The following is a 22,714-nucleotide window of genomic DNA, read 5'->3' as shown; positions in this document are numbered from 1 at the left end:
CCCCGGCCCACACAAGAGATTGACGCGCGTAGAACCACGCGTAGAACCACGCTTCACCCCTCATCCCTCGTACTCGGAGCCACGTGATGACAGCCCGTTCCTCCTCCCTCCCGAGATCCGCCGCGGTCGCGGCCGTCGTAGCCTCCGCACTGGCTGCCGGCCTTCTGGCGAGCTCGTCCTCCGCGTCCGCCAGCGCCACCGTCTCCGCGACCGCGCCCGCGCAGACCCGCATTCACGACATCCAGGGCACGACCCGGATATCCCCGCTCGTGGGGCAGCAGGTCACCGACGTGTCCGGCATCGTCACCGGTGTCCGGACGTACGGCTCGAAGGGTTTCTGGTTCCAGGACACCGAGGCCGACGCCGACGCGGCCACCAGCGAGGGCATCTTCGTCTTCACCGGCTCCGCGCCCACCGTCGCCGTCGGCGACGCGGTCAAGGTGTCCGGCACGGTCGGCGAATACATCCCCGGCGGCACGGCCTCCGGCAACCAGTCGCTCACCCAGATCTCCAAGCCGGCCGTGACCGTGGTCTCCTCGGGCAACGCGCTGCCCGCGCCGGTCGCCGTCTCCGCGAAGTCCGTTCCGTCCGCGTACGCCCCCGAGGGCGACCCGGCGGCGGGCGGCAGCATCAACGCGCTGCCGCTGAACCCGTCGGCGTACGCCCTGGACTACTACGAGTCGCTGGAGGGCACCAGCATCCGCATCGGCTCGTCGCGCGTGGTCGGTGCGACCGACCCGTACGCGGAGCTGTGGGTCACGGTGAAGCCGCACGAGAACGACAACCGGCGCGGCGGCGCGGTCTACGGCTCGTACACCTCGCAGAACACCGGCCGGCTCCAGATCCAGCAGCTCGCGCCCGTGTCCCAGCAGCCGTTCCCGAAGGCGAACGTCGGCGACGTGCTCTCGGGTACGACCGAAGGCCCCCTGGACTTCAACCAGTTCGGCGGCTACACGCTGACCGCCCGTACGCTCGGCACGGTCACCGACCGGGGCCTGGAGCGCGAGTCGACCCGGCCGCAGCGCCGCGGCGAGCTGGCGGTGGCGACGTACAACGTCGAGAACCTGGACCCGGGCGACCCGCAGGACAAGTTCGACGCGCTGGCGGCGGCGGTCGTGGACAACCTCGCCTCGCCCGACATCCTCGCCCTGGAGGAGATCCAGGACGACAACGGCGCCAAGAACGACGGCACGGTCTCCGCCGAGGAGACGCTGAAGAAGTTCACGGCCGCGATCGCCGCCGCCGGCGGTCCGTCGTACGCCTGGCGCACGGTCGACCCGGTCAACAACAAGGACGGCGGCGAGCCCGGCGGCAACATCCGCCAGGTGTTCCTCTTCAACCCCGAGCGGGTCGCCTTCACCGACCGCGGGGCCGGCGACGCCACCACCGCGACCGCCGTCGTACAGGAGAAGGGCCGCGCGGCCCTGACCCTCTCCCCCGGCCGCATCGACCCGGCGAACGCGGCCTGGGAGAACAGCCGCAAGCCGCTGGCCGGCGAGTTCACCTTCCGCGGCCGTACGGTCTTCGTCATCGCCAACCACTTCGGTTCGAAGGGCGGCGACGAGGGTCTGGCGTCGCACCACCAGCCGCCGGTGCGCAAGTCGGAGGTCAAGCGGCTGGAGCAGGCGCAGTCGGTGAACGCGTTCGTCAAGGACATCCTGAAGGCGCAGCGCAACGCCGACGTGCTCGTCCTCGGTGACATCAACGACTTCGAGTTCTCGGCGACGACGAAGGCGCTGACGGCGGACGGCGCGCTGTACCCGGCGGTCAAGTCTCTGCCGCGCTCGGAGCGTTACTCGTACGTCTTCCAGGGCAACAGCCAGGTCCTGGACCAGATCCTGACCAGCCCGTCGATCGGGAAGTTCAGCTACGACAGCGTGCACATCAACGCGGAGTTCGCCGAGCAGAACAGCGACCACGACCCCCAGGTCCTCCGCTTCCGCCCGTAGCCCTCAGGGCGCCGGCCGCCCGTAACCCTCAGGGGACCGTGCGTTCGTGGTCCTCAGGACGCCTCCCGCACGCCCGCGCTCAGGCTGAGCGCGGGCGTGTAGCGCTTCACCCCGCCGCCGGTCACCCCCGGGTAGCCGTGCACCTTCTGCCACTGCGGTGTCACCGCGCCCACGCCGCCGGTCCCGCCCAGCGCCTCGATGTGCGCCTCGGCGCTCTCCCACTCGGCGTAGTTGAGGACGCGCGTCCCGTCCGTACTGACGTGGAAGTGCCCGGCGATCCCACCCGGGTGCAGGCCGGGGTCCGTCGCCAGCGCCTCGAACACGGTGTCCACCCAGTCCCGCTGACGGGCCGCGTCGGGCCCGTCGAACTCGACGTCGACGATCACGACGCAGCCCGGCTCGCGGTCTGCTCCGCCGGGCGCGAGTTCAGTGCTCCGGTACATCTCGTAGGCACGCAGCTCCACCCGCTCGATCCCGGGCACGGCCGCGTCGATCTCGGCGTTGCGCTCGTCCCGGAAGGTGGCGACGAACGCGTGGTAGTCCTCCAGGCCGCGCCACTGCGAGTAGTGCAGCAGGGTGTCATCGTCCTCGCCGGTGTACACGCTGTACGACAGCAGTCCCGGGTCCGGCCACGGGCGGCTCCGCCACGTCTTCGAGACAGCCTCCACGGCGGCTTGCCGGCGCTCGGGCGTACCGGTCCGCCAGGTACTGACCAGCACGACTCCGGCGTCCGAACGCCCTATCTGAGGACGGGTGTTGACCTGTGCGCCTCGTACGGACATGGCTTGGCCTCCTCACTCGACGCGCCGGTTCGGCGCGTTCTCGTGCTCACCATCCTCAAACCCGAAGCGCGGTTGAGGTCAAGCTTCGCCACGACGGCCGCGAGCCCGCACTCTGACGCCGGCCCGGGATCAGCCGGTGGCGGCCGCGTGCCAGGCGGTCAGGGTGAGTTCGTCCACCGTACGGACATCGCTGCCCTCCAGCGGAAACCTCCGCGCCGCCTCGCCGGCGGCCGGGGCGATCCTGAGGGCAGACGCCTGCTGGAGCCGTCCGGTCTCGGGATTGCTCGTCCAGGAAAGGAGCGACCGCACGCTTTCACCCGCGGCGAGGATCACCAAGGTGGGGCCCTTGTCGGTGCCCATGTACGAGGAACCGCGCTTCACCCAGACGTCCAGCACCTTGCCGTCGGTACCCAGTGCCTGCACGCTCGGGTAGCCGAAGACCTGGTAGGGGTCCTTGCCGCAGTTGGTCAGGGTGAGCCCGACGGCCCGGTGGCCGAGGGCCGCCTGCACCTCGCCCATGGACACTTCGGGGGCGTCGGACGAACAGCCGGCCCCCCGTGGCTCCGCCGAGGGGGAGACGGGAAGCGGCGGGGCAGGGGCGGCCGTGGCGCTCCGCGCCGGAACCGGCTTCGCCGCAGGGGTCGGCTTCGCCTCCCCCTCGCCGTCGGGTACGAGGAACGCGCACCCCGACAGCGCCAGCATCCCCGCGACCGCCCAGACGACTGCCGCACCGGCTCCGCGCATGCCCACGTCTCCCCACACTCCCCCACCCGGTTGTCACAGCAAGTGTCCGCCACCTCCGCCCTCGCCTGGTCCGCCTCCACCGCACACAGCCGTGGCGGACTCCCATTGTTTAGCAATGCTTGCCGCGGACCGAAGAAAATCTAAGTGGACCTTCACCGTTGGGCCGACGAGACTTCCCGTATGACCGCAGCAGGCCCTTTCGGCCGCGCCCTGTGCGCAATGATCACGCCCTTTACCCCGGCAGGGGCCCTGGACCTCGACGGCGCCCAGTCGCTCGCCGACCGCCTGGTGTCCGGGGGCGGCTGCGAGGGGCTCGTCCTGAACGGCACCACCGGCGAGTCCCCGACCACCACCGACGCCGAGAAGAGCGCGCTCGTACGAGCCGTTTCGGAAGCGGTAGGTGACCGGGCGTCGGTTCTGGCGGGCGTAGGGAGCGCCGACACCCGCCACACGGTCGAACTGGCCCGGGCGGCGGAACGTGCGGGCGCGGACGGCCTGTTGGTGGTCACGCCGTACTACAGCCGTCCGCCGCAGGACGCCGTGGAGGCCCATTTCCGGCGGGTCGCGGACGCGGTCGGCGTACCGCTGATGCTGTATGACATCCCCGGCCGTACCGGCACCCGCATCGAGGTCGAGACCATGCTGCGGCTCGCCGGGCATCCGCGCATCCGCGCGGTCAAGGACTGCGCTTACGACCTGCTCGCCGCCGCCACCGTTCTCGCGCGCACGGATCTCGCCTACTACTCGGGCAGCGAGGAACTGAACCTGCCGCTCTACGCGGTGGGCGGCGCGGGCTATGTCAGTACGGTCGCCAACTGCGCGCCCCGCGCCATGCGGGCCGTCCTCGACGCCTACGACGCCGGGGACACGGCGGGCGCGGCCCTCGCCCACCGGCGCACGGTGCCCCTCATCACGCTCGCGATGGCATCGGGCCTGCCCGGCACCGTCACGGCGAAGGGGCTGCTCGGCGCGCTCGGGCTGCCGGCCGGCCCGGTCAGGGAACCGCTGCGGCCCGCCGGCCGGGAGACGGTCGACGGGCTGCTCAAGGCGTACGAGGAGCTGACCGGGCTGCGTCAGCCCGCCATGTAGGTCCGGCCGAGGACCGTCGCGTGCTCCAGGACGTCCTCCAGCGGGTCGTCGATCTGGCCGGTGGAAATCAGCATCACCCGGGGCCCGTTGTGCCCGTTGTTGTGCGTCTCGTCGGCGTGCGCGGCCGCTGCGGGCAGCCCCACCGCCATGAGAACCGCGCCGCATCCGGTGATCCAACGAGCCAGTACCCGTGCCTGTTGTGCCGTCATGCCGTTCCCTCGCCCTGATTCGTCGTCCGGTGTGCCGAGCCGATTGTCCGCCCTGCTTATCCACCCGAACGGCCCACAGGTAACGCAAGGTCATCCGTGTGAGTGCGGTTCAGACGGCGCGTACGGCGTACAGAGACGCGTCCGGTACGGCGGCAGCTCGCGGACACCATGCGCCGCGCCCGTCGGCGACGGGCGACGCCGACTTCGTCGAGCCGAAATCAAGCCCTGAGTTACCGAAGCGACCCGCGCCGAAGGCGACCGGTGTGGGCAGCAGCAATAGGCCGCAGAACAACGCCACGCTCGGTGACCAGAAATACGCAGATCGCAATTGCCCGCTTCGACACCACGGTCACTGGCACGACTGAGCGAATGAGCGAATGATGGAACTGCGAGCAGGCCCCCACCAAGGCACGCCGGGGGCTCAGATGTGCAGGAGATCATCATGGCCGAGAAAAACCAAGGAAAATGGGGAAGGTGCCACACATACCTCATAGCTCCGATCGCGGCCATCGCCCTCATCACCATGCCCGCCGTCTCGAGCAGCGGCGCGGAAGGAAACGTCAGCGGCGTACAGGCTCTCACCGCAACGACCTTGTGTGACGAGAGGCCGGAAAATCCCAAGCAGAAGGCACAGGAGCCGGGGATCGGGGACCCCGTGCGTGACGGCAAGTTCGAGTTCACCGTCACCAAGGTCATTCCGGGGGTCGAGGAAGTCGGCGACGAGTTCGACAAGAAGGCCCAGGGTCAGTTCGTCCTCGTGTGCATGGACGTCGAGAACATCGGCGACGAGGCGCAACTCTTCGATGGAAGTGCTCAAAAGTTGTTCGACGCGGAAGACCGCGAATTCAGTGCGGACACGACGGCAGCCGTATACCTGGATGAAAGCCAGTCGTTCCTCAATGAAATCAATCCGGGCAACAAGGTGAAGGGCATAGTCGTGTTCGACGTTCCCAAGAACGTCAAGCCCGTCAAAATTGAGCTGCACGACTCATTTTTCAGCGGCGGAGTGGCAGTGAATCTCAATCCTTCGTAACTGTGCCGTAGGTGAATCGGCGACCGGTCGGCATCAAGTCCGAGGAGTCGGCTGTCACACTCCAGAGCGCCCTTCTGGGGCCGTCTCGGGACCCGGAAGGGCGCTCATTGCTGATCAGCGCCGACGTAGTCGTACGTGATCAGTTGTGGCTGTGGAGGATCTCGTTCAGGCCGCCCCAGACCGCGTTGTTCGGGCGGGCCTCGACGGTGCCCGTGACCGAGTTGCGGCGGAAGAGGATGTTGCTGGCGCCGGAGAGCTCGCGGGCCTTGACGATCTGGCCGTCGGGCATGGTGACGCGGGTGCCCGCCGTGACGTACAGGCCGGCCTCGACGACGCACTCGTCGCCGAGCGCGATGCCCACGCCCGCCTCGGCGCCGACCAGGCAGCGCTCGCCGATGGTGATGCGGACGTTGCCACCGCCGGAGAGGGTGCCCATGGTGGACGCGCCGCCGCCGATGTCGGAGCCGTCGCCGATGACGACACCCGCCGAGATGCGGCCCTCGACCATGGAGGTGCCGAGGGTGCCGGCGTTGAAGTTGACGAAGCCCTCGTGCATGACGGTGGTTCCGGAGGCCAGGTGCGCGCCGAGGCGGACCCGGTCCGCGTCCGCGATACGGACGCCCGCGGGGGCGACGTAGTCCGTCATGCGCGGGAACTTGTCGACCGAGGTCACCTGGAGGTGCAGGCCCTCGGCGCGGGCGTTCAGCCGTACCGTCTCCAGCTGGTCGACGGCGACCGGGCCGAGCGAGGTCCAGGCGACGTTGGCGAGGAGACCGAAGACACCGTCGAGGTTCTGGCCGTGCGGCTGGACCAGGCGGTGCGACAGGAGGTGCAGGCGCAGGTACGCGTCGTGGGCGTCCAGCGGCTTGTCGTCGAGCGAGGCGATGACCGTACGGACGGCGACGACCTCGACGCCGCGGCGGGCGTCCGGGCCGAGGGTCTTCGGCGCGGAGGCGCCGAGCAGCTCGGCGGCGCGCTCGGCGGTGAGGCGCTCGGTGCCGGCGGGGCCGGGCTCGGCGACGAGCTCGGGGGCGGGGAACCAGGTGTCGAGGACGGTGCCGTCCGCGGCGAGGGTGGCGAGGCCGGCGGCGACAGCGCCGGTGGTGCGAGTAGCAGTCGTATCGGTCATGCCCGAACGCTAACCGGCTCGGGCGTGTCGAGGCGAACCGGTCCCGGATGCCGGGCGCCCGCCCCCCTGGGCGCCGGCCCGGTCCCGGCCCTCAGCCGCCGGACGGGTTCGTTTTCCCCGCTCTATCGCCCGCGCCCGCCTGCTCCGTATGCGGAGACATTCCTCGTGCGGCTGACTTCGGCCCGTCCGGCGCTGGGGGGCCGGGGTCCGGGGCAGCGCCCCGGCTCGGGTCGGGGAGGGGCGGGCCGTGGGACGGGCCGGCCGTCGCGCGGCCCGGCCGCCCCGCCGCGATCACCGCACCGCCCGCCGCCAGCGCCAGCGCCGCGCTCAGCGGCCAGAGCAGGGCGGGCGCCGTCGCGTACAGGGCGCCTCCCAGCGGTGGGGCGAGGATGACGCCGCTGACCGAGACACCGGCGTACAGGCTCTGGAACCGGCCCTGCGCGTGATCGGGCGCATGGTCCGCGACGTACGCCGTCGCCGGGGTCTTGTAGAGGATCTCGCCCGCCGTGAGCAGCAGCATCATCGCCAGGGCCACCGGGACCGAGGCGCCCAGCGTCAGCGCGCCGTAGCCCAGGCCGACCAGGACCAGGCCGGCGCCCACGATCGTCAGGGGCGCATGCCCGCGCAGGACGACGGTCGCCGGGAGTTCCAGGCAGAGGATGACCGCTCCGTTGACGGCGATCAGCCAGCCGTACGCGCGGGTGTCCATGCCGTGGTCGCCGAGGAAGACCGGGACGGTGGAGAACAGCTGCCGGTAGACGATGTCCGCGAAGAAGACGGACACGAGGAGGACGAGGACGGCCGGGCGCGCCCGCAGCTCCCGCCAGACACCCGGCGCGGGCCGGCTCTCGTGGCGCCGGGCGGCGGGGCGGGCCAGGGGAAGGACCATCGCCGCGTACAGAGCGAAGAGCAACGTGCCGATGCCGTCCGCGACGAAGATCACCGTGTACGAGAACTCGGCCGACACCAGCGCCCCGAGCGGCGCCCCGACCGTGAAGCCCGCGTTCCCGGCCACCCGCATCACGGCGAAGCCCTGGCGGCGCGAGCCGTCGGGCACGGAGACCGCGATGAGTGCGGAGTTCGCGGCGCGCACGGCGCCCTGGGCGTACTGGGCCAGCGGCAGCACGGCGTACAGGAGCGGGTCCGGCAGGGCGGGCAGCGCGACCAGCCCGGCGCCGGCGAGGACGGATGCGGTCAGCAGTGTGCGCCGGTGGCCGAAGCGGTCGCCGAACCAGCCCGCGGTGAAGTTTCCCGCGACCAGGCCCACGCCCCCGATGCCGCTGATGACGCCCGCCTGTGCGACGGCCAGGCCGCGCTCGTCCGTCAGGTACACGAAGAGATAGATGAAGGTGAAGGCGACGGCACTGTTGAAGAAGATGCCGAACGCCAAGTGCCGTACGGCCTTGGGTACGTCCCGAAGTGACCCCAACCTGCCCCGCCCCCTGCGTGCGTACGAGTGCGTTCCCTTTGGGAACTCACTGGACTATGCCAGCATGAGAGCCATGGCACAACGCACCCGCCTCGACGACGCCGACTGCGCCATCGCCCGGGCCCTCGACGTCGTCGGCGACTGGTGGACCCTGCTGATCGTGCGCGACGCGGCCCGCGGGGTGCACCGCTTCGACGCGCTCCAGGCGGAGACCGGCATGTCCCGCAAGGTGCTCGCCGAGCGGCTGCGGCTGTTGGTCGACGCGGACGTACTGACGCGCGAGGCGTACCAGGACCGGCCCGTCCGGTACGAGTACCGCCTCACCCGGCGCGGCCGAGCCCTGCTGCCCGTACTGATCTCCCTCCAGGACTGGGGCGACACCTGGCTGCTCGGAGACGGCGAGACGACGGCGACAGCGGCGGAGGTCTCACGCGAGGCCGAGCGCGTGCACGGACTCGTCGGCACGCGCCTGCCGGAGCTTCGGCTCCTCGACCTGAACGGCGACTCGCGCGACCCGGTCGCGGACACGCCGTACACCGTCCTGTACTGCTTCCCGGGCGCGTACGCCCGCCCCGAGTCGTATCCGCCCGGCTGGTCCGAGATCCCCGGCGCCCCCGGCTGCACCCTGGAATCCCGCACGTTCCGCGACCGGTCGGCCGAGTTCACCGCCGCCGGGGCGAGCGTGCGCGGGGTTTCCGTCCAGCGCCCGGACGAACAGCGGGCGTTCGCCGACTCGGAGCGGCTGGACTTCCCGCTGCTGTCGGACGCGGACCTGACCCTGGCGGCCGCGCTGCGCCTGCCGACGTTCCGGGCGGCGGGCGTCAGCCGTCTGAAGCGGCTGACGCTGGTCGTGGAGCGCGACCGTACGGTCCGTCAGGTCGCCTACCCGGTCACGGACATCGTGGCGGGCGTCGAGACGGCGCTGGCCACCGTCAGGTCCGGCCCGCGATGACCCGCGCCAGCATCTCCCGCGCGTACACCGCGTCGTACTCCACGCCCGTCAGCAGCACCTGGAGACAGATGCCGTCCATCAGTGCCACCAGCGCCCGCGCCGTGACCGGGTCCGTGCGCGGCGCCAGCCGGGCGGCCAGGCCCTCGCACCATTCGGCGGCGACGGGGCGCAGGGCGGGCCGACGGAGCGCGGCCAGGTAGAGCTCGTACTCCAGCTCCACGCCGGTACGGTCCCCGGACAGCCACTCCCCCAGCAACCCGGCGAGTTCGCCGGCGAGATCGGCCCGCGGGTCGTCGAACGCGCCGCGCGCGCCCACCGCCTTCGCGAAGCCTTCGCCCGCCTGCCGCAGCGCGGCGACCAGCAGTTCGTCGAGGGTCGTGAAGTGGTACGTCGTCGAGCCGAGCGGCACATCGGCCTCGGCCGCGACGGACCGGTGGCTCAGCCCGGCGATGCCCTTGCTCGCGACGACCCGTATCGCGGCGTCGACGATGCGTTGCCGGCGCCCGGGGTCGTAGCGGCGGGCCATCAGTGCGCGCCGCCGACGTTGAGGAGGATTACGCCGACGATGACCAGACCGATTCCCACCAGCTTGACGGCGTTCGCGGACTCCCCGAGGAAGAGCATGCCGATGGCGGCCACCGCCGCGGTCCCGACGCCCGCCCAGATCGCGTAGGCGGTGCCCACGGACATGGACTTGAGGGTCTGCGCGAGCAGGGTGAAGGCGAGCAGATAACCGGCTGCCGTGCCCAGTGAGGGCCACAGTCTGGTGAATCCGTCGCTGTACTTCATGGCCGTCGTACCGGCCACCTCCGCCGCGATGGCGGCGGCCAGCAAGACGTAGGGCGTGGGCATGCGTACGACTGTACACATACGTGTGTACGGCTGTACGCATCGACGGGCGCAACAACTCCGTTCCACCGGGCGACAGCCACCGGATACGGTGTAGCGCCCGGTCAGGGCCTGGAACGCAACGGAGTGAGAGTGGCGCACGATTCGGGCTGGAACGGCCCCCACGGCGGCGGACCCCACGCAGGACCCCCTTACCCCCCGCCACCCGGCTGGGGCGGCGGCTGGATGCCGCCCCCTCCCCCGCCCAAGCCCGGGGTGATCCCGCTGGCGCCGCTCTCGCTCGGGGACGTCATCGGCGGCTCCATGAGCACGGTGGGCCGTTACTGGAAGCAGCTGTTCGGCATAGCCGTGCTGATGTACGGCGGAGCGCTCCTGGTGACGCTGGCGGCCGTGCTGGTCGCCTACTCCGCGACGAGCGACACCCTGAGCAAGGTGGTCGACATCGACGAGTACGACGAGTCGTTCGGCTCCGACGTCGCGGCGCCCCTGATCGTCGCGTTCGCCCTCGTGTGCGTCGTCGCCGTCCTGGCCATGGTGGTCGCCAGCGCGGCGATCATGGCAGCCTGCCCCGCCGTGCTCCAGGACGCGATACTCGGCCGCCGTACGACACTCGGCACGGTGTGGCGGCGCTCCTGGGGCCGGGTGCCCGCGGTGATCGGCGCGATGCTGCTGCCCTGGCTCGTCGCGGCGTTGGTCATGGGCGTCTTCCTGGGCAGCTACGTCCTGCTGATCGTGTCGTTCACCTCGGACGACGTCCCCGGGGCGTGGGTCGCGTTGGGCTTCGTCCTGATGCTGGCGTGCTTCCCCGTGGCGGTCTGGGTGTGGGTGACGTTCAGCCTGGCCCCGGCCGCCGTCGTCTTCGAGTCCCAGCGGCCCGTCGCCGCGCTGCGCCGCTCGGCCCGGCTAGTGAAGGGCTCCTGGTGGCGGATCTTCGGCATCAGCGCGCTGGCCTGGCTCATCGCCACGGTCGCCGGCTACATCGTGCAGTTCCCGCTCACGATCATCGGCATGTTGACGAGCATGCCCGGTATGGCCGGGGCGGGAGCGGACCCGAGCGCCGGGGAGGCCCTCACCGCGATGGCCGGCTACCTGCTGTTCATCATGCTGGGCAGCATCATCAGCCAGATCATCGCCACCACCTACCCGCAGGTGGTGACCGGCCTGCTCTACGTCGACCAGCGCATCCGCAGGGAGAACCTGGCCCCGGCCCTCGCCGAGGCGGCGGGGGCACCGCACTGACGCACGGCATGCGAGAGGCCCCCGGCGCACTGCCGGGGGCCTCTCGCATGCCGTGCTCGACGTACGCCTCGTACGTCGCAGGTGTCTCAGACGTTGAAACCGAGCGCGCGGAGCTGCTCGCGGCCGTCGTCGGTGATCTTGTCCGGGCCCCACGGCGGCATCCAGACCCAGTTGATCTTCAGCTCGTTGACGATGCCCTCGGTCGCCGACTTCGCCTGGTCCTCGATGACGTCGGTCAGCGGGCAGGCCGCGGACGTCAGCGTCATGTCGAGCGTGGCGATGTTCGCGTCGTCGACGTGAATGCCGTAGATCAGGCCGAGATTGACGACGTCGATGCCCAGCTCGGGGTCGACCACGTCGTACAGGGCCTCGCGGACCTCCTCCTCGGAGGCGGGCTTGGTCGTGACGCTCTCGGTGGGTGCAGCGTTCTCGCTCATGCGGTCTTCCTCTCGGCGCCGTCGCCCAGTGCCTGGGACGTCGCGTCCTTCCATGCCATCCAGCTCAGCAGAGCACACTTCACGCGCGCCGGGTATTTCGAGACACCGGCGAACGCGACCGCGTCCTCCAGTACCTCCTCCATCGCGTCGTCCGGCTCGATCTGGCCCTTGGACTGCATCAGCTCCAGGAAGGTCGCCTGGATCTTCTGGGCCTCGGCCAGCTCCTTGCCGACCAGCAGATCGTTCAGCACGGAGGCGCTGGCCTGGCTGATGGAACAGCCCTGGCCCTCGTACGAGACGTCGGCGACCGTCGCACCGTCGTACTTCACGCGCAGCGTGATCTCGTCGCCGCACGTCGGATTGACGTGGTGCACCTCGGCGTCGCCGTCCCGCAAGCCCCGCCCGTGCGGGTGCTTGTAGTGGTCCAGGATGACTTCCTGGTACATCGAATCAAGCTTCACGATCCCCAGCCCTTAACCGAAGAAGTTCCGGACGTGCTCCAGGCCGTCGACCAGGGCGTCGACCTCGGCCGGCGTGGAGTACAGATAGAACGACGCTCGCGTGGTCGCAGGAATTCCGTACCGCAGGCAGACGGGCCGCGCGCAGTGGTGTCCGACCCGGACCGCGATGCCCAGCTCGTCGAGGACCTGGCCCACGTCGTGCGGGTGGATGTCGCCGAGCGTGAACGAGATCGTCGCGCCGCGGTCCTCGGAAGTCGTCGGGCCGATGATCCGCAGGCCCTCGACCTCCGAGAGGCGCTTGATCGCGTACTCGGTGATCGCGTGCTCGTGGGCGGCGATCTTGTCCATGCCGATCGCGCTGAGGTAGTCCACGGCCGCGCCGAGGCCGACGGCCTGGGCGATCGGGGGCGTACCGGCCTCGAACTTGTGCGGAGCGGGAGCGTACGTCGACGAGCTCATCGACACGGTCTCGATCATCTCGCCGCCGCCGAGGAACGGCGGAAGGTCCTCCAGCAGCTCCTGGCGTCCCCACAACACGCCGATGCCGGTCGGGCCGACCATCTTGTGTCCGGTGAAGGCCACGAAGTCGGCCTGGAGCGCCTGTACGTCGAGGGGCATGTGCGGCGCCGCCTGCGAGGCGTCGATGCACACCAGCGCGCCGACCTCCTGCGCGCGGCGGATGATCGTCTCGACCGGGTTGACCGTGCCCATGATGTTCGAGACCAGCGTGAAGGAGACGATCTTCGTCTTCTCGGTGATGATCTCGTCGATGTCGGACAGGTCGAGGCGGCCGTCGTCGGTGATGCCGAACCACTTCAGCTTCGCGCCGGTGCGCTGCGAGAGCAGCTGCCACGGGACGATGTTGGAGTGGTGCTCCATCTCCGTGATGACGATCTCGGTCTCGGCGTCCACGCGGTAGGGCTCGTCGGCCCAGCCCAGCATGTTCGCCACGAGGTTGAGCGACTCGGAGGCGTTCTTCGTGAAGATGACCTCGTCGCGGCTCGGCGCGTTGATGAAGGCGGCGACCTTGTCGCGGGCGCCCTCGTACAGCGCCGTGGCCTCCTCGGCGAGCACGTGAACGCCGCGGTGGACGTTGGCGTTGCTCTGCTCGTAGTACGCGTTCAGCGCGTCGAGGACCTGGCGCGGCTTCTGCGAAGTCGCCGCGTTGTCCAGGTAAACGATCTTCTTGCCGTCGTGGATCGTGCGATCCAGGATCGGGAAGTCCTTGCGGATCGCCTCGGTGTCGAGAAGGCCCGGCAGCTGTGTCACGCGACGTCCTCCTCTGAGGTCGCTCCGCTCACGGGGGCGCCCTTCGTGTACTCCTCGTAGCCCTCGGCCTCGAGCTTGTCGGCGAGCTCCGGGCCACCGGACGCCACGATCCTGCCCTTGGCGAAGACGTGCACGAAGTCCGGCTTGATGTAGCGCAGGATGCGCGTGTAGTGCGTGATCAGCAGCGTGCCGACCTCGCCGCTCGCGTGGACGCGGTTGACGCCCTCGGAGACCTGGCGCAGGGCGTCGACGTCGAGGCCGGAGTCGGTCTCGTCGAGGATCGCGATCTTCGGCTTGAGGAGCTCCAGCTGGAGGATCTCGTGGCGCTTCTTCTCACCGCCGGAGAAGCCCTCGTTGACGTTGCGCTCGGCGAAGGCCGGGTCCATCTGGAGGGTCTCCATGGCCGTCTTGACCTCCTTCACCCACGTACGCAGCTTGGGGGCCTCGCCGCGGATCGCCGTCGCCGACGTACGGAGGAAGTTGGAGACCGAGACGCCGGGGACCTCGACCGGGTACTGCATGGCGAGGAACATGCCGGCGCGGGCGCGCTCGTCGACGGACATCGCGAGGACGTCCTCGCCGTCGAGGGTGACGGTGCCGCTGGTGATCGTGTACTTGGGGTGACCGGCGATCGAGTACGCGAGGGTGGACTTGCCGGAGCCGTTGGGGCCCATGATGGCGTGGGTCTCGCCCTGCTTCACGGTCAGGTCGACGCCCTTGAGGATCTCCTTGGAGGAGTTGTCGGCCTCGACGGAAACGTGCAGGTCGCGGATTTCAAGCGTTGCCATGGGTGTCTCAGGACTCCTGTGTGACGGAGACGAGCACATCGTCCCCTTCGATCTTGACGGGGTATACGGGGACGGGGCGCGTCGCGGGAAGGCCGGAGGGCTTGCCGGTGCGGAGGTCGAAGCTGGAGCCGTGCAGCCAGCACTCGATCATGCAGTCCTCCACCTCGCCCTCCGAGAGGGAGACGTTCGCGTGCGAGCAGATGTCGTTGATCGCGTACACCTCGCCCTCGGTACGGACGACGGACACCGGTGTGCCGTCGAGCTCCACCCGTTTCGGGGTGTCGTCCTCCAGCTCACTCAGCGCACAGGCTTTGACGAAGGCCATCAGACGGACGCCTCCAGCTCCGCGTCGATCTTGGCGAGGAGGCGTTCCTCGACGTCGGGCAGACCGATCTGCTGGACGAGCTCCGCGAAGAAGCCGCGGACGACGAGACGGCGGGCCTCGTCGGCCGGGATACCGCGCGACATGAGGTAGAAGAGCTGCTCGTCGTCGAAGCGGCCGGTCGCCGAGGCGTGGCCGGCGCCGGCGATCTCGCCGGTCTCGATCTCCAGGTTCGGCACCGAGTCGACGCGCGCGCCGTCCGTGAGGACGAGGTTGCGGTTCATCTCGTACGTGTCCGTGCCTTCGGCGGCGGCCTGGATCAGCACGTCGCCGATCCACACGGCGTGCGCGCCGTCGCCCTGGAGCGCGCCCTTGTAGGCGACGTTCGACTTGCAGTGCGGGGTGTTGTGGTCGACCAGGAGGCGGTGCTCCTGGTGCTGGCCCGCGTCGGTGAAGTACAGGCCGAAGAGCTCGGCCTCGCCGCCGGTTCCGGCGTACTGCACCTGGGGGCTGAGGCGTACCAGGTCGCCGCCGAAGGTCACCACGACCGACTTGAAGGAGGCGTCGCGGCCGATCAGCGCGTTGTGCTGCGAGACGTGTACGGCCGTGTCGTCCCAGTCCTGGACGGACACGACGGTCAGCTTCGCGCCGTCGCCGACGACGAAGTCGACGTTGGCGGCGAGCACGGCGTCACCGGTGTGGTCGATGACGACGACAGCCTCGGCGAAGGCACCCAGCTCGACGACCTGGTGGCCGTAGGCGGTGCCGCCCTGGCCGTGGACGGCGATCCGGATGGGCTCGGTCAGTACGGCTTCCTTGGGCACCGAGACGACCGAGGCCTTCTCGAAGGAGCTGTACGCCTGAGCGGCCACGCGGTCCACCGGGGTGCCGGCCTTGCCGGGCCGCGCGTCGGAGCGGTCCACCGTCTCGACGGTGACGCCCTCGGGGGCGCTCACGTCGACGGTGAGTACGCCGCCGGACTCCGCGGTGCCGTCGTGCAGCCCGCGCAGGCGCTCCAGCGGCGTGAAGCGCCACTCCTCCTCGCGGCCGTGCGGCACGGGGAAGTCCGCCACGTCGAAGGACGGCGGGGCGCTCATGCGCGTGGCGACGGTGGACTCGGCGGCCACCGCGATGGACCCGGCGGTCGTGGAACCCACCGGAATGTTCTGAGCCTCAGCCATGGCTGTCGTAGTGCTCTCTCTCTGGGTCAAGGAATCTGTCGCTGCGGGGCGGGACGGCGGCCTTGCGGCCTTAGCCGACCGAGCCCTCCATCTGAAGCTCGATCAGCCGGTTGAGCTCCAGCGCGTACTCCATCGGCAGCTCCTTGGCGATCGGCTCGACGAAGCCGCGCACGATCATCGCCATGGCCTCGAACTCGGTCATGCCGCGGCTCATCAGGTAGAAGAGCTGGTCCTCGGAGACCTTGGAGACGGTCGCCTCGTGGCCCATGGACACGTCGTCCTCGCGCACGTCGACGTACGGGTACGTGTCCGAGCGGGAGATCGTGTCGACGAGCAGCGCGTCGCAGAGCACGTTGGACTTCGAGCCCGCGGCGCCCTCGCCGATCTCGACGAGACCGCGGTAGGAGGTCCGGCCGCCGCCTCGCGCCACCGACTTGGAGACGATGTTGGAGGACGTGTTCGGCGCCATGTGGACCATCTTGGAGCCGGCGTCCTGGTGCTGGCCCTCGCCCGCGAAGGCGATCGACAGCGTCTCGCCCTTGGCGTGCTCGCCCATCAGGTAGACGGCCGGGTACTTCATCGTCACCTTGGAGCCGATGTTGCCGTCGACCCACTCCATGGTCGCGCCCTCGTACGCCACGGCGCGCTTGGTGACCAGGTTGTAGACGTTGTTCGACCAGTTCTGGATGGTCGTGTAGCGGCAGCGGCCGCCCTTCTTGACGATGATCTCCACGACGGCGCTGTGCAGCGAGTCGGAGGAGTAGATCGGGGCGGTGCATCCCTCGACGTAGTGGACGTACGCGTCCTCGTCGACGATGATCAGCGTCCGCTCGAACTGGCCCATGTTCTCCGTGTTGATGCGGAAGTAGGCCTGGAGCGGGATGTCGACGTGCACACCCTTGGGTACGTAGATGAACGAGCCGCCGGACCACACGGCCGAGTTCAGCGAGGCGAACTTGTTGTCTCCGACCGGGATGACCGTGCCGAAGTACTCCTGGAAGAGCTCCGGGTGCTCCTTCAGCGCGGTGTCCGTGTCGAGGAAGATGACGCCCTGCTCCTCCAGGTCCTCACGGATCTGGTGGTAGACGACCTCGGACTCGTACTGGGCCGCGACACCGGCGACGAGGCGCTGCTTCTCCGCCTCGGGGATGCCGAGCTTGTCGTACGTGTTCTTGATGTCCTCGGGCAGGTCCTCCCAGGACTCCGCCTGCTTCTCCGTGGAGCGCACGAAGTACTTGATGTTGTCGAAGTCGATGCCCGACAGGTCGGCGCCCCAGCTCGGCATGGGCTTCTTGCCGAACAGCTTGAGACCCTTCAGCCGCAGCTTCAGCATCCACTCGGGCTCGTTCTTCTTCGCCGAGATGTCGCGGACGACCTCCTCGGAGAGGCCGCGCTTGGCCGTGGCGCCTGCCGTGTCGGAGTCGGCCCAGCCGAATTCGTACGTACCCAGGCCCTCGAGTTCGGGGTGGGCAGTCTCCGTGGGGAGAGTCATGCGGGGTTCCTCCCGGCCGTACTTGCAGAAGATGAAGATGCTGAACGTGTGGTCTGGCCTGTGCTGCTGCCGCTGGAGCCGCGCGGAATGAACGTCGTGCACACCCCGTCGCCGTGGGCGATGGTGGCCAGACGCTGCACATGTGTTCCGAGCAGTTCGGAGAAGAACTCGGTCTCCGCCTCGCACAGCTGCGGATACTGCTCGGCGACATGGGCGACCGGGCAGTGGTGCTGGCAGAGCTGCTCTCCGACCGGTGCGTTACGCGCCGTAGCAGCGTACCCGTCGGCGGACAAGGCCCTGGCAAGCGCCTCGGTCCGCTCCTCGGGCGGTGCGGCCTCGACCGTCTCCCGGTACGCCCCGGCCTGGGCGGCGAACCGGGCGCGGGCGAACGCGGCGACCGCCGCCTCGCCCTTCTCGCCGCCGCCGGCCGCCTGGGAGATCCAGTGCAGGGCGTCGGCCGCGAGCTTGTCGTAGGACTGGTCGAAGGCGTCCCTGCCGCAGTCGGTGAGCGCGAAGACCTTGGCGGGCCTGCCCCTGGTCCTGGTCCCGTACACGCGCTGCTCGCGGGGCTCGACGACGTTTTCGGCGACGAGCGAGTCGAGGTGGCGGCGGACGGCGGCCTGGGTGAGCCCGAGGCGCTTCGCGAGATCGGCGGCGGTGGACGGGCCGTGGTCCAGGACTGACCGCGCGATCCGGTTGCGCGTCGAGCGCTCACCGGTCGCGAGCTCCTCCTGGGGAGGCTCAGTCGAACTCACACCGTATTTCACAACGTCATTGTTGCGTAATTCGCCGGAGCGTGACAACCCGCGTCCTGATCAAGCTCCGGTGGGCTGCATCACTTAGGTACACCTAACTTGACCTGCGGAAACGATCAGACCCGAGTCGGCGGACGACCGTCGGCCGCCCACGGTCACGGTGGGAACGGAAGGGACTTTTCCGGCACTACGCCCTGGTTGACCAGGCGCTTTCCCTCCTTGACCGGAGCCCCCGGCCACCGCCGCCGGCACCCTCCCTAGACTTCCTGGCATGAGAAGCGAGACCGCCGAGGTCGCCGTCCGGGTCACAGGACTGGTCAAGCGGTACGGAACCAGGACCGCGGTCGACGGCCTCGACCTGGACGTCCGCCCGGGCGCGGTCACCGCCGTCCTCGGCCCCAACGGGGCCGGCAAGACCACCACCGTCGAGACCTGCGAGGGCTACCGCAGGCCGGACGCCGGGACGGTCCGCGTACTCGGTCTCGATCCGGTCGCCGACGCGGCCGAGCTGCGCCCCCGTATCGGGGTGATGCTCCAATCGGGTGGCGTGTACTCGGGGGCCCGGGCCGACGAGATGCTGCGCCACGTGGCGAAGCTCCACGCCCACCCGCTGGACGTGGACGCGCTCGTCGAGCGCCTCGGGCTCGGCGGCTGCGGCCGTACGGCGTACCGGCGGCTCTCCGGGGGACAGCAGCAGCGGCTCGCACTGGCGATGGCCGTCGTCGGCCGTCCCGAACTGGTCTTCCTGGACGAGGCGACCGCGGGCCTCGACCCGCAGGCCCGCCGGTCCACCTGGGACCTCGTACGCGAGCTGCGCACCGACGGCGTCACCGTCGTCCTCACCACCCACTTCATGGACGAGGCCGAGCAGCTCGCGGACGACGTCGCCATCATCGACGGCGGCAAGGTGATCGCCCAGGGCAGCCCCGAAGAGCTGTGCCGGGGCGGCGCCGAGAACACCCTGCGCTTCACCGGGCGCCCCGGCCTCGACATCGCGTCCCTGCTCAAGGCGCTGCCCACGGACACCCTCGCGGCGGAGCTGACGCCCGGGACGTACCGGATCACCGGCAAGGTCGACCCGCAGCTGCTGGCCACCGTCACCTCCTGGTGCGCCCAGCACGGCGTGATGCCGGACGGCATCTCCGTCGAACGGCACTCCCTGGAGGACGTCTTTCTCGAACTGACCGGTAAGGACCTCCGTTCATGAGCACCGGTACGTACACACCCCGGCCCGGAGCGGCACCGCTGCTCCGGATGATCACGGCGCAGACCCTCTTCGAGACGAAGATGCTGCTGCGCAACGGCGAGCAGCTCCTGCTCACGGTGATCATCCCGGCGCTGCTGCTGGTGCTGTTCTCGGCCGTCGACATCATCACCGTGCCCGTGGAGACGGCGGGCGGCTCCGGCGAGGCCGTCGACTTCCTGGCCCCCGGCATCCTCGCGCTGGCCGTCATGTCCACCGCGTTCACCGGGCAGGCCATCGCGACGGGATTCGAGCGCCGGTACGGCGTGCTGAAGCTGCTGTGCACCTCTCCCCTGCCCCGCTGGGCACTGATGACGGCGAAGACGCTGTCGGTTCTGGTGACCGAGGTGCTCCAGGTCGTCCTGCTGACGGTGATCGCGTTCGGCCTCGGCTGGTCCCCGCACGGCAGCCCGTTCTCCGTCCTTCTCCTCCTCGTTCTCGGTACGGCGGCTTTCTCGGGCCTCGGCCTGCTGATGGCCGGCACGCTCAAGGCGGAGGCGACGCTGGCCGCCGCCAACCTCGTCTTCCTGCTGCTCCTGGTGGGCGGCGGCGTGATCGTGCCGCTCGACAAGTTCCCGGACGCGGCCCAGGCGGTCCTCGGGCTGCTGCCGATCTCGGCCCTGTCGGACGGCCTGCGCGACGTGCTCCAGCACGGCGCGGCCGTCCCGTGGGGGGCGCTCGGAATCCTCTCGGTGTGGGCGGTCCTGGGGCTCGGCGCGGCGGCCCGCTTCTTCCGCTGGGAGTGAGACGGGCCGGCGGCCGGCGCGGGCAGTGAGATACGCCCCGTTTGGGCCCCCCTCGTGAATTCCTGCACAAGCCCCGTCCTACGATGGTTCCCGTGTTGACCCCCCTCGCCCTCATCGCGCGGCGCTGGACGCCCACCCCCCGTACGCTCCGGCGCGCCGCGCTCTCCGCCGTCGTGATGAGCGTCCTCATCATCGTCACCGGTGGTGCGGTACGCCTGACCAGCTCCGGCCTCGGCTGCGACACCTGGCCCAAGTGCACCGACGACAGCCTCTTCGCGACGCCCGAGCAGGGCCTCCACGGCGCGATCGAGTTCGGCAACCGCCTGCTGACGTACGTCCTGTCGGCGGCGGTCGGCTGGGCGATCATCGCGGCGCGCTCCACGAAGCCGTGGCGGCGCGGTCTCACCCGCCTCGGCTGGGTCCAGTTCTGGGTCGTGATGGGCAACGCCGTCCTCGGCGGCATCACGGTCTGGGCGGGGCTGAACCCCTGGACCGTCGCCGGTCACTTCCTCCTGGCGAACGCCCTGCTCACGGTGGCCGTGATCACCTGGCAGCGCACCCGCGAGGGCGACACCGCGCCCCGCCCGCGCGTCCCACGCCCCGTACGGAAGCTGTCCTGGGCCCTCCTCGTCACCTCGGGCCTGCTGATCACCCTCGGTACGACGGTGACCGGCTCCGGCAAGCACGCCGGCGACAGCAGCGACGTACCGCGCATGCCGTGGGACTGGGCCGACGCGGCCCACCTGCACGCCGCGGCCGCCTGGGTCGTCTGCGCGCTGGCCGTCGCCATGTGGCTGGTGCTGCGCGTGGTGGACGCCCCGGACGACACCCGGGCGCGCGCCCGCGACCTGCTGATCGTCCTGCTCGCGCAGGGCGGCATCGGTTACGTCCAGTTCTTCACCGGGGTCCCCGAGATCCTGGTCGGCGCCCACATGCTCGGTTCGGCCCTGATGTGGATCGCGGTCGTGCGCCTGGCCCTGAGCCTGCGCGAGCGCCCGCTCGAAGCCCCGGCCCCGGTGCCCGTCCAGTCCGGCTCAGCGGTGTCCGCCACCGTCTGAGGAGCCGTCCACCAGTCCGTAGACGCGGCGGGCGTTGCCCGCCGCGATCAGCCCGGCGACCCGTTCGGCGTCCACCCGCGACCAGGCACCGTCGCCGACCCACCCGCCGAGCACCCTGCTCAGCGCCTCGCGGAACAGCCGTGCTCCCACCACGTGCAGCTCGGGCAGTCCGCGGGCGCCGCTGGAGAAGAGCAGCTTGCCGAAGGGCGCCAGCTCAAGGATCTCGGCGAGTACGGCAGCCGCCCGCGCCCCGGTGTGCGCGAGTGCGGGGCCGAGGTCGGCGTACACGTGCGGGAAGACGCTCGCGAGGTGCGCGGCGTGCCGGTGGTACGGATAGCCGTGCAGCAGCACCAGGTCGGTGCCGAGGCCCGCGGTCGCGGCGGCGAAGTCGGTGAGCAGCATCGGATCGGTACGGTCGATCCGCAGGCCGGGGCCGGCCGTTCCCGCCTGGAGTTGCAGCGGCAGCCCGGAGGCGACGGCGATCCACAGCAGATGACGCAGCACCACGGGATCGGTGAGTGTGCCGCCGGCCCGGCGCCCGGCCAGCCAGCGCCCCACCGCGCCCCGCACCTCGCCTGGCCCCGGCGGATGCGGCGCGAGGGCGAGTCCGTGCCGTACGCCTGCCACGGAGGTGAAGGCCACGGCGGACCGTGCCGCGCTGTGCACGGCCTCGGCGAGGTTGGCGAGGAAGCCGTCGACGGTGCCGGAGGTGTCGGCGACCTGTTCCGCGAGGAGTTCCAGGCGCACGATCTCGCGGGCCTCGGCGGCGCCGGCCGCCGCGATCTCACCGGGCCCCGTGAGGTCGCCCGGCAGCCCGGTGTCCACCAGATAGGTGGAGATACCGCTGCCTCTGAGCAGCCGTCTGCCGGTTTCCACCACGCCCAGCTCCCTGCGCCGCGCGAGGTAGTGGGCGGGCGGGCAGTGCGGTTCGAGGCCGAGCAGCGGCGGGCACCAGCGGCGTACGGCGAAACCCGTCTGGGTGTCGAAGAACGTGGTGCCGGGTGCGGGCAGCGCGGGGGTCCGGCCGAGGTAGGTCTCGAAGGTGCCGAGACCCAGCTCCGTACGGAGCACTCCATGGCAGTACTGATCCACCAGGGAAGGCGTTTCGATCATCCGGGGCTCCTGTGGTGGACGTACTTCCACAGGTTCTAACGGGTGACCCCCGCGTCAGGTGTTGCTAGGCGGACGGCTGAGCGCTCGGCGTGGGCGTGTCGGCCGGGCCGTTGGACGGGCCGCCGACCTGAATGCCGGCCATCCGGCTCCACTCGTACGGCCCCGTGCGCACCTTGGCGGCGAACTCGCCGTCGAAGGACTCGTGGAGGGTGATCCCGGCCTTCTCGGCCGCGTTCTGCGCGACGGCGTGGGTCGGGGCGACGAGGTCGCCCCAGCCGCCGTCCTCACCGACGAGCACGATGCGGGTGCCCATCTGGCCGAGGTACGCGAGCTGTCCCTCGGCGCCGCCGTGCCGCTTGGCGAAGGCGGTGATCTCCTTGGCGAGCTTCGCCGCCTTGCGCTCTGCCTGCTTGGTGTCTGCCATGACCCCGATGCTACCGACGGG

At 70.2% G+C, this 22,714-nt stretch carries 25 protein-coding genes; 8 read left to right on the top strand and 17 right to left on the bottom strand.

Annotated elements, in window-relative coordinates:
- Positions 1-86: 86 nt before the first annotated feature.
- Positions 87-1,949, top strand: coding sequence for an endonuclease/exonuclease/phosphatase family protein (locus AS594_RS26280; RefSeq protein WP_069929331.1), 1,863 nt, complete (start codon positions 87-89; stop codon positions 1,947-1,949).
- Positions 1,950-2,002: 53 nt separating this feature from the next.
- On the opposite strand, the gene AS594_RS26275 is transcribed toward AS594_RS26280, so the two are convergent.
- Positions 2,003-2,731 (bottom strand): antibiotic biosynthesis monooxygenase, encoded by a 729-nt coding sequence (locus AS594_RS26275; RefSeq protein ID WP_069929330.1) that lies wholly within the window; start codon positions 2,729-2,731, stop codon positions 2,003-2,005.
- A gap of 129 nt (positions 2,732-2,860) precedes the next feature.
- Positions 2,861-3,475, bottom strand: coding sequence for a DUF4232 domain-containing protein (locus AS594_RS26270; RefSeq protein WP_107393236.1), 615 nt, complete (start codon positions 3,473-3,475; stop codon positions 2,861-2,863).
- Positions 3,476-3,655: 180 nt separating this feature from the next.
- Between AS594_RS26270 and dapA the strand changes: the two genes are divergently transcribed.
- Complete coding sequence (gene dapA, locus AS594_RS26265) at positions 3,656-4,564, top strand: 4-hydroxy-tetrahydrodipicolinate synthase (protein WP_069929328.1); 909 nt, start codon at positions 3,656-3,658, stop codon at positions 4,562-4,564.
- Here the strand turns inward: dapA and AS594_RS26260 are convergent.
- Positions 4,549-4,773, bottom strand: a complete 225-nt coding sequence (locus AS594_RS26260; protein WP_069929327.1) for a hypothetical protein — start codon at positions 4,771-4,773, stop codon at positions 4,549-4,551. The genes dapA and AS594_RS26260 overlap by 16 nt on opposite strands.
- 442 nt (positions 4,774-5,215) lie before the next feature.
- On the opposite strand from AS594_RS26260, the gene AS594_RS26255 reads away from it, so the two are divergent.
- Positions 5,216-5,806: a DUF4352 domain-containing protein gene (locus AS594_RS26255; protein WP_069929326.1), complete on the top strand. Its 591-nt coding sequence runs from the start codon at positions 5,216-5,218 to the stop codon at positions 5,804-5,806.
- Positions 5,807-5,945: 139 nt separating this feature from the next.
- Here the strand turns inward: AS594_RS26255 and dapD are convergent, their stop codons facing one another.
- Together dapD and AS594_RS26245 are read right to left on the bottom strand one after the other, a co-directional pair.
- A complete protein-coding gene (gene dapD, locus AS594_RS26250) occupies positions 5,946-6,935 on the bottom strand; it encodes a 2,3,4,5-tetrahydropyridine-2,6-dicarboxylate N-succinyltransferase (protein WP_069929325.1) in 990 nt (329 codons plus the stop codon).
- 91 nt (positions 6,936-7,026) lie between these two features.
- Positions 7,027-8,364: an MFS transporter gene (locus AS594_RS26245; protein ID WP_069932163.1), complete on the bottom strand. Its 1,338-nt coding sequence runs from the start codon at positions 8,362-8,364 to the stop codon at positions 7,027-7,029.
- A 73-nt stretch (positions 8,365-8,437) separates the two neighbouring features.
- Here AS594_RS26245 and AS594_RS26240 point away from each other — a divergent pair, with 73 nt between their 5' ends.
- Positions 8,438-9,316, top strand: a complete 879-nt coding sequence (locus tag AS594_RS26240; RefSeq protein ID WP_069929323.1) for a winged helix-turn-helix transcriptional regulator — start codon at positions 8,438-8,440, stop codon at positions 9,314-9,316.
- Here the strand turns inward: AS594_RS26240 and AS594_RS26235 are convergent.
- Both AS594_RS26235 and AS594_RS26230 read right to left on the bottom strand, forming a co-directional pair.
- Complete coding sequence (locus AS594_RS26235) at positions 9,297-9,842, bottom strand: TetR/AcrR family transcriptional regulator (protein ID WP_069929322.1); 546 nt, start codon at positions 9,840-9,842, stop codon at positions 9,297-9,299. The two genes, AS594_RS26240 and AS594_RS26235, sit on opposite strands and share 20 nt — an antisense overlap.
- Positions 9,842-10,168 (bottom strand): DMT family transporter, encoded by a 327-nt coding sequence (locus AS594_RS26230; RefSeq protein ID WP_069929321.1) that lies wholly within the window; start codon positions 10,166-10,168, stop codon positions 9,842-9,844. Before AS594_RS26230 ends, AS594_RS26235 begins: the two co-directional genes overlap by 1 nt.
- A gap of 222 nt (positions 10,169-10,390) precedes the next feature.
- Between AS594_RS26230 and AS594_RS26225 the strand changes: the two genes are divergently transcribed.
- Entirely contained in the window at positions 10,391-11,404 is a 1,014-nt protein-coding gene (locus AS594_RS26225; RefSeq protein ID WP_069930796.1) for a DUF7847 domain-containing protein, read from the top strand.
- An 86-nt stretch (positions 11,405-11,490) separates the two neighbouring features.
- Here the strand turns inward: AS594_RS26225 and AS594_RS26220 are convergent, their stop codons facing one another.
- The 8 genes from AS594_RS26220 to AS594_RS26185 form a co-directional block, all read right to left on the bottom strand.
- Positions 11,491-11,841, bottom strand: a complete 351-nt coding sequence (locus AS594_RS26220) for a metal-sulfur cluster assembly factor (protein ID WP_069929320.1) — start codon at positions 11,839-11,841, stop codon at positions 11,491-11,493.
- Positions 11,838-12,302: a Fe-S cluster assembly sulfur transfer protein SufU gene (gene sufU / locus AS594_RS26215; RefSeq protein WP_069929319.1), complete on the bottom strand. Its 465-nt coding sequence runs from the start codon at positions 12,300-12,302 to the stop codon at positions 11,838-11,840. The genes AS594_RS26220 and sufU overlap by 4 nt, the downstream gene beginning before the upstream one ends.
- Before the next feature lie 12 nt (positions 12,303-12,314).
- Positions 12,315-13,571 (bottom strand): cysteine desulfurase, encoded by a 1,257-nt coding sequence (locus AS594_RS26210; protein ID WP_069929318.1) that lies wholly within the window; start codon positions 13,569-13,571, stop codon positions 12,315-12,317.
- Entirely contained in the window at positions 13,568-14,359 is a 792-nt protein-coding gene (sufC, locus tag AS594_RS26205) for a Fe-S cluster assembly ATPase SufC (protein ID WP_069929317.1), read from the bottom strand. Before sufC ends, AS594_RS26210 begins: the two co-directional genes overlap by 4 nt.
- A gap of 7 nt (positions 14,360-14,366) precedes the next feature.
- On the bottom strand, positions 14,367-14,684 hold the full coding sequence (locus AS594_RS26200; protein ID WP_028813879.1) for a bifunctional 3-phenylpropionate/cinnamic acid dioxygenase ferredoxin subunit: 318 nt from the start codon (positions 14,682-14,684) through the stop codon (positions 14,367-14,369).
- A complete protein-coding gene (gene sufD, locus AS594_RS26195; protein WP_069929316.1) occupies positions 14,684-15,862 on the bottom strand; it encodes a Fe-S cluster assembly protein SufD in 1,179 nt (392 codons plus the stop codon). The genes AS594_RS26200 and sufD overlap by 1 nt, the downstream gene beginning before the upstream one ends.
- Before the next feature lie 70 nt (positions 15,863-15,932).
- Positions 15,933-17,354 carry a Fe-S cluster assembly protein SufB gene (gene sufB, locus AS594_RS26190; RefSeq protein ID WP_069929315.1) on the bottom strand — a complete coding sequence of 474 codons (1,422 nt, stop codon included), beginning with the start codon at positions 17,352-17,354 and terminating at the stop codon, positions 15,933-15,935.
- Positions 17,351-18,109: a helix-turn-helix transcriptional regulator gene (locus AS594_RS26185; protein WP_107357883.1), complete on the bottom strand. Its 759-nt coding sequence runs from the start codon at positions 18,107-18,109 to the stop codon at positions 17,351-17,353. Before AS594_RS26185 ends, sufB begins: the two co-directional genes overlap by 4 nt.
- A 271-nt stretch (positions 18,110-18,380) precedes the next feature.
- Here AS594_RS26185 and AS594_RS26180 point away from each other — a divergent pair, with 271 nt between their 5' ends.
- The 3 genes from AS594_RS26180 to AS594_RS26170 all read left to right on the top strand — a co-directional run bounded on the left by AS594_RS26180 (position 18,381) and on the right by AS594_RS26170 (position 21,156).
- Complete coding sequence (locus tag AS594_RS26180; protein ID WP_069929313.1) at positions 18,381-19,316, top strand: ABC transporter ATP-binding protein; 936 nt, start codon at positions 18,381-18,383, stop codon at positions 19,314-19,316.
- Positions 19,313-20,098, top strand: a complete 786-nt coding sequence (locus tag AS594_RS26175; RefSeq protein ID WP_069929312.1) for an ABC transporter permease — start codon at positions 19,313-19,315, stop codon at positions 20,096-20,098. Before AS594_RS26180 ends, AS594_RS26175 begins: the two co-directional genes overlap by 4 nt.
- A gap of 83 nt (positions 20,099-20,181) precedes the next feature.
- The gene (locus AS594_RS26170) at positions 20,182-21,156 is read left to right on the top strand and encodes a COX15/CtaA family protein (RefSeq protein ID WP_069929311.1); all 975 of its coding nucleotides are present in this window, start codon (positions 20,182-20,184) and stop codon (positions 21,154-21,156) included.
- On the opposite strand, the gene AS594_RS26165 is transcribed toward AS594_RS26170, so the two are convergent.
- On the bottom strand, positions 21,133-22,269 hold the full coding sequence (locus tag AS594_RS26165) for an amidohydrolase family protein (RefSeq protein ID WP_069929310.1): 1,137 nt from the start codon (positions 22,267-22,269) through the stop codon (positions 21,133-21,135). The genes AS594_RS26170 and AS594_RS26165 overlap by 24 nt on opposite strands.
- 64 nt (positions 22,270-22,333) lie before the next feature.
- Positions 22,334-22,693, bottom strand: a complete 360-nt coding sequence (locus tag AS594_RS26160) for a hypothetical protein (RefSeq protein ID WP_069929309.1) — start codon at positions 22,691-22,693, stop codon at positions 22,334-22,336.
- Between the last annotated feature and the right edge of the window lie 21 nt (positions 22,694-22,714).

It is taken from the genome of Streptomyces agglomeratus (genome assembly GCF_001746415.1).
GTDB lineage: Bacteria > Actinomycetota > Actinomycetes > Streptomycetales > Streptomycetaceae > Streptomyces > Streptomyces agglomeratus.
This window is presented reverse-complemented; position numbering and strand designations above follow the sequence as displayed.